Origin of the sequence: Bacillus pseudomycoides DSM 12442 (assembly GCF_000161455.1) — a bacterium.
GTDB lineage: Bacteria > Bacillota > Bacilli > Bacillales > Bacillaceae_G > Bacillus_A > Bacillus_A pseudomycoides.
In genome coordinates, this window is the sequence record NZ_CM000745.1 from 5,046,406 (window position 1) to 5,051,956 (window position 5,551).

Genomic DNA, 5,551 nt, shown 5'->3' on the forward strand with positions numbered 1-5,551 from the left:
CCTATGATTCTACAGAAAGAATAGCGTATTTTTTCATTTTAAAGAAATTTAGTTTTGTTAGCTTGATAGCGATGGGGTATCGCCCCATGCCCATCAACTTAAAATTTTATAATGCCCCCAGAATAAAATTTTTGTAGCTTTTATAACAACGAAGTTTATTTTTATTGTTTTTGGGAACAATTAATTTCTTAAATTGATGAGCATGAGGATTTCCCACTTTAACTGAAAATCACTCAGATTTTTTGAGTTTAATTTCTTTAAAACATGAAATTAAACAGCTAATAGAGAGTAACAGAAATGTACAAGAAATGAGCCAGATTTTATAATCTATGATACTAATAATGAATGCAAATATTGAGGCTATAAACATTACGAAATTGAAGGAAAAATAAAACCATTTACTAGCTTTTTTATAATTTTTCATTAAAAAGGCTCCATTTATCAATATTTTATACATATTATACCATTAGAAGTTGATATTTAATAAGAGAAAGTTATATGTGAAAAAATTACTAAACCCTTGTGAAAGCAATATTTTTTGGGTTATACGATGGTACCATACATCACCATCAAGTTAAGATAAATTTGTATCCATATAGCGAAAAAATCGCTATTCTTTTTGTAGAAATATGCAGAAAGGATGGCATTTTTTATGAATCTTTCGATTCAAGATGAACACCAATTATTTGCTGAGGAATTATATCAATATTTTACTCCTTCATTTTTAGAAGAGCTTGCTAGAGAGTTAGATTTTGTTCAACGAAAGCGTAAGTTTTCAGGACATGACTTAGCCACTATCTGTGTTTGGATGAGTCAACGGATAGCGAGTGATTCTTTAGTTAGACTGTGTAGTCAACTACATGCAGCTACAGGAACTCTTATTAGTCCAGAAGGACTAAATAAACGGTTCAATAAAAAAGCTGTTTGTTTTTTAAAACATGTTTTCTCTGCATTATTAAAAAATAAAGTTTATGAAACTTCAGTGATTCCAAGTTCTTCACTAACCCATTTTCAACGAATTCGTATTTTAGATGCAACGATTTTCAAGTACCAAAACACTTAGCTAGTGTGTATCCCGGTTCGGGTGGTTGTGCACAAACAGCAGGTATAAAGATTCAATTAGAATATGATTTACATAGTGGGCAGTTTTTAAATTTTCAAGTTGAACCAGGGAAGAATAATGATAAAACCTTTGGAACAGAATGTTTAGCGACATTACGGCCTGGCGACCTCTGTATTCGAGATTTGGGTTATTATTCACTGGACGATTTAGATCAAATGGACCAACGTGGGGTATATTATATATCGCGGCTGAAATTAAATAATATGGTGTATATCAAAAATGAGTTTCCTGAATACTTTCGAAATGGGACAGTAAAAAAACAGTCTCAGTACATCAAAGTTGATTTAGAACACATTATGAATATCTTAAAACCAGGACAGGTCCATGAAATAACAGATGCTTATATTGGAAAGGATAAAAAACTATTTACACGCGTTATTATATATCGATTAACTGAAAAACAACTTCGAGAACCTAAGAAAAAACAAGTGTATACCGAAAGTAAAAAGGGCATTACATACTCAGAGAAAAGCAAACGATTAGCTGGTATGAACATTTATGTTATCAATACACCTTTGGAATGGGTTCCGATGGAACAAATACATGATTTTTATTCCCTCCGCTGGCAGATTGAAATTATCTTTAAAACTTGGAAATCCTTATTTCAAATTCATGATTGGCACAATGTCAAACGAGAGCGATTAGAATGCCACATTTATGGAAAACTCATCGCTATTTTTCTATGTTCTTCTACTATGTTTAAGATGCGACAATTAATTTTACAAAAGAAGAAAAGAGAATTAAGCGAATATAAGGCCATTGGAATGATTCAAGACCATCTATACATTCTTTATCAAACTATACAGCAAAACACCCGAGAAATAACAAAGATTTTAATCCGCCTGTTCCATCTTCTACAGAAGAATGGACGAAAATCTCACAGATATGAGAAGAAGACTGTCTTTGATATTATGGGTGTTGTCTATGAGTATAATGGATTGAGAAAACAAAAGAAAATTGCATAATTAAAAAAGTGAAACCCGTTAGGGTTTATTTGGTATGCGCATTTTTAAGAATATACATCTATTTTAAGAATGTTTTAACCCGGCTGAACGAAAGTTCAGTTTGTTTACACTCTTAAGTTGATGGGCATGTATGGTGAGGCCTTATTGTTTAAATCGATATTTAGGAGCGTTTCAAATAAATAAATATAGAAGATAATGATAGGAACTTAAATTGTTCTCTTTTACGGCTTCAACCACTTTATACATGATGGCACTTCCTCTAACACCTCTCGGTGTATTTGAAAATAACCATTTTTTTCTCCCGCTCACAAATAGTTTAATAGAACATTCACTTTTATTGTTATCGATTTCTAAACGATCGTCTAATAAAAAAGTTTCAACAGAATAAAAACATGATTCTTCCCCCAAAAAAACTAGCGACTATAAATTACTAGTTCAGATTATCTTGAAGTTGTTTTTCTTTCTTCTTTTTAAATGCCAAAACATAAAATAATATGGGGATTAAAAAATCTGCCAATAACTCTCCCATTCCATAAGGATCAACCTTAATATCTCCTCCTGCTAGATGCATAATAGATGATATTGTAAACAAAATTGCTACAACTAATGCCCATTTACGTTGAATTAATTTATTATTCATTTTTCTTCACTTGCTTTCATAAAATATTTTTTTCATACAATACCCATTATGGTAGTAATGCCTATATTAATTAGGGTTTATTTCGTATGCGAATTTTTAAATAATCTACACTGATCCCCTATAAAAAGCAAAAAAACTCCCCTGAAAATTTCCTAATGCAGTCTTAACTTGATAGTGATGTGGTTGTCCCCCCAAGTATATTGTATTTCAATCCAATTACTATTTTACCATATTTAACTATATTGTTGTTAAGAAAGGTGAATTATTCGTACCACCAACATTTTAACGAAAATATACGCTAAGACAGTTTTAGGAAGCGGAAACTGAATTTTTTATACGCTAAAGATATGCAGGATTTCATGCAGGTTGCGAGGACGATTTGAACTGCCAAATGCTGTTGTGACAGGAATGTATGAAATACTGCATATAGAGAAGGGAACGGAAAGCTGGAAAACTTTTGGTATGAATGGTTTTCTGGGATTTGGTTACTGCTGATAATATTGCGTTATGTTAATCGAACATGTATAGGACATACAGGGAAAATCTGTATCTAACCTACAACTTCATTGGTATAATATGTATACATAAGATTATGAAATGGAGATGGAAAAGATGGTAAAGATACATCCTTTTACTATTGTTACTCTGTTTATCAGTATGTTGACCATGGTGTTATATGCAATCGAGAACTTCTCACAGGGCAACATGGGGACGGGTACTACGTTTATCGGACTGAGTATCATGTTCTTGTCTATGGGGACTTATAGCATTATACGAAATTGTAGATTAGCAAAACAATAAAATACAATACCATCTCCAAAATGAAGAGAGATTTGCTGTTTATTTTGAAAGGAGTGTAAACCTTTGAACAAATATCAAAAAATTTCCCTCATGGTCATGATAGGACTTCCTGTTTTTTTTCTCATTCTGTCAGTAATTACAAACAAATGGGGATTCTTTTTTTGGAGTTTACCACCGAGCTTTATATCTGGAATGACAGGCTATTCTGTAGCAAAAAACTCCTCTAAAGGTATGAATAAAAATATATAGTAAAGGCTGTATTTTTAGGTAAAACAACTTCCGCTTTTTGGGCGTTATGTCTACTTGATATGTATGGAATATACAGAAAGGGATTCCTCTTTTTTAACAAGAATATAGTATATAGACTTAATCATCAGGGGGAGAAATATGAAAGATTTTGAAGTTAGACAGATACAACAAGATCTGTTTTATAATGATCTCACTCATTTAGTACAAGAGAGCAAGAAAGATGGCTTTCGTTTTCTTGAAAGGCTAGTTAATGATTATAAGGCTGGTATCAACACTTTTGATAAGCACGGAGAATCCTTATACGGTGTATTTAACAAGAAAAATGTGTTAGTTGGTATTGGAGGGCTTAATATAGATCCATCCTCAAAAAGACAAGAGATTGGCCGGTTGAGAAGATTCTATATTGCTAAAGATAATCGGAGAAATGGGCTAGGAAAGTTCCTGTTAAATACCATCATTTGTGATGCGAGAAAGCATTATAAAGTCTTGGTACTTTACACGGACACAGAACAGGCTGACAAATTTTACATCTCCACAGGATTCTTAAAAGGGGATATCTATCTCCACACTACGCATTATCTAAATTTGTAAAAAGAGATTCATTGACTTCCGAGTTCGATAATTATGTAAATACGGTGTGGCTTTAAAACAAAGTTTGATAATTTATAAAAAAGTTTGATCGTTTATAATAAAGTTTGATCAAAAATCCTGTGTTGATGTGCTGGATTTTTTCTTGTTCCGCAATCGGACCAGATTGTTGAAGATCAACTTGAGGATGATGAAAATATTTATTTGAATGTGAAGTATTACACTTAAACTAATGGTGCAGATTAATTGAAGAAGAATGGATTCCAGAAGATCGTCATTAGAGTCGATCTTTTTTCTTTGTCACTGTTTCAGATAAAAGAGTTACTATTTGAAACACGTTGGAACCCCATTTATAGTGATAATATTTTATGAATTGGAAAACAATAGTGCTTAGGAAAGGGAGGATTGCGAATGTCTGTAAAAAAGCGGTTAACTGGATTGGTCGTTTTGCTTACGATGATTGTGGTTGTGACAACTCCAGGCTCACTCAGTGTATTTGCCGAATCCGGCGTCGTAACACAGCCTATTGAGTCAGTGAAAGTGATTGAGGTCGGGTTGAACGATGATTACTTTAATCCGAAAGTAATCACTATCCCGATTGGAAGAACGACAACGTTGATATTGAAAAACCAAGGTAAGAAAGAGCACACCTTCACAGTGGAAAAGCTCAGAATTGACGCCGAAGTCCAGCCGGGAAAAGAAAAAAACATTACCGTGAAACCTAAAAAGCCCGGTACATATGAATTGATATGTCGGTACCATTTCCAGAAAGGAATGGATGGAAAAGTAATAGTCAAATAACAAGCAGGGCCAATCGGGCCTTGTTTTTTTAATAAGCAACGGTAACTTACTTATTATTACCCAGACATCATTATAACCGCTAACTCCCCTCCACAAACAGATGTTCTTACAAAAAGGTAAACGCTCACTTTTTGTAAAGTAAAGAGGTAGGTTTGTTCAATAAAACATAGTAATTAAGATCTTCCACAATCGGGCGCGATTGTGGAGCAATACAGGTAGAAAATGATCAAACTTTTTTATAAAAGAATAATTCAATTGAATATATTAAGAGCGTGTTTTGATCAATCTTTTTTCAACACACGCTCTTTTCTATGATCGTTTATCAAGGTTATTAGTATCAATTTGATCAAACTTTATTTTAAAGCAACAACGGCTTTACTTTTT

4 protein-coding genes and 2 pseudogenes are annotated in these 5,551 nt (G+C 32.9%); 4 read left to right on the plus strand and 2 right to left on the minus strand.

The window, feature by feature from the left end; all coding sequences use genetic code 11:
• Positions 1 to 652 precede the first annotated feature (652 nt).
• Positions 653 to 2,088, plus strand: a pseudogene (locus BPMYX0001_RS29725) (IS4 family transposase).
• A gap of 177 nt (positions 2,089 to 2,265) precedes the next feature.
• On the opposite strand, the pseudogene BPMYX0001_RS31565 reads toward BPMYX0001_RS29725, so the two are convergent.
• Positions 2,266 to 2,469, minus strand: a pseudogene (locus tag BPMYX0001_RS31565) (IS66 family transposase); the annotation flags it as partial.
• Between the two features lie 49 nt (positions 2,470 to 2,518).
• A complete protein-coding gene (locus tag BPMYX0001_RS25545; RefSeq protein ID WP_006097076.1) occupies positions 2,519 to 2,728 on the minus strand; it encodes a hypothetical protein in 210 nt (69 codons plus the stop codon).
• 864 nt (positions 2,729 to 3,592) lie between these two features.
• On the opposite strand from BPMYX0001_RS25545, the gene BPMYX0001_RS25555 reads away from it, so the two are divergent.
• From BPMYX0001_RS25555 to BPMYX0001_RS25565, 3 genes are all read left to right on the plus strand, one after another.
• Complete coding sequence (locus BPMYX0001_RS25555) at positions 3,593 to 3,778, plus strand: hypothetical protein (RefSeq protein ID WP_033799382.1); 186 nt, start codon at positions 3,593 to 3,595, stop codon at positions 3,776 to 3,778.
• Positions 3,779 to 3,916: 138 nt separating this feature from the next.
• Positions 3,917 to 4,369, plus strand: coding sequence for a GNAT family N-acetyltransferase (locus BPMYX0001_RS25560; RefSeq protein ID WP_006097079.1), 453 nt, complete (start codon positions 3,917 to 3,919; stop codon positions 4,367 to 4,369).
• Between the two features lie 408 nt (positions 4,370 to 4,777).
• Entirely contained in the window at positions 4,778 to 5,167 is a 390-nt protein-coding gene (locus BPMYX0001_RS25565; RefSeq protein WP_033799383.1) for a cupredoxin domain-containing protein, read from the plus strand.
• Positions 5,168 to 5,551: the final 384 nt, after the last annotated feature.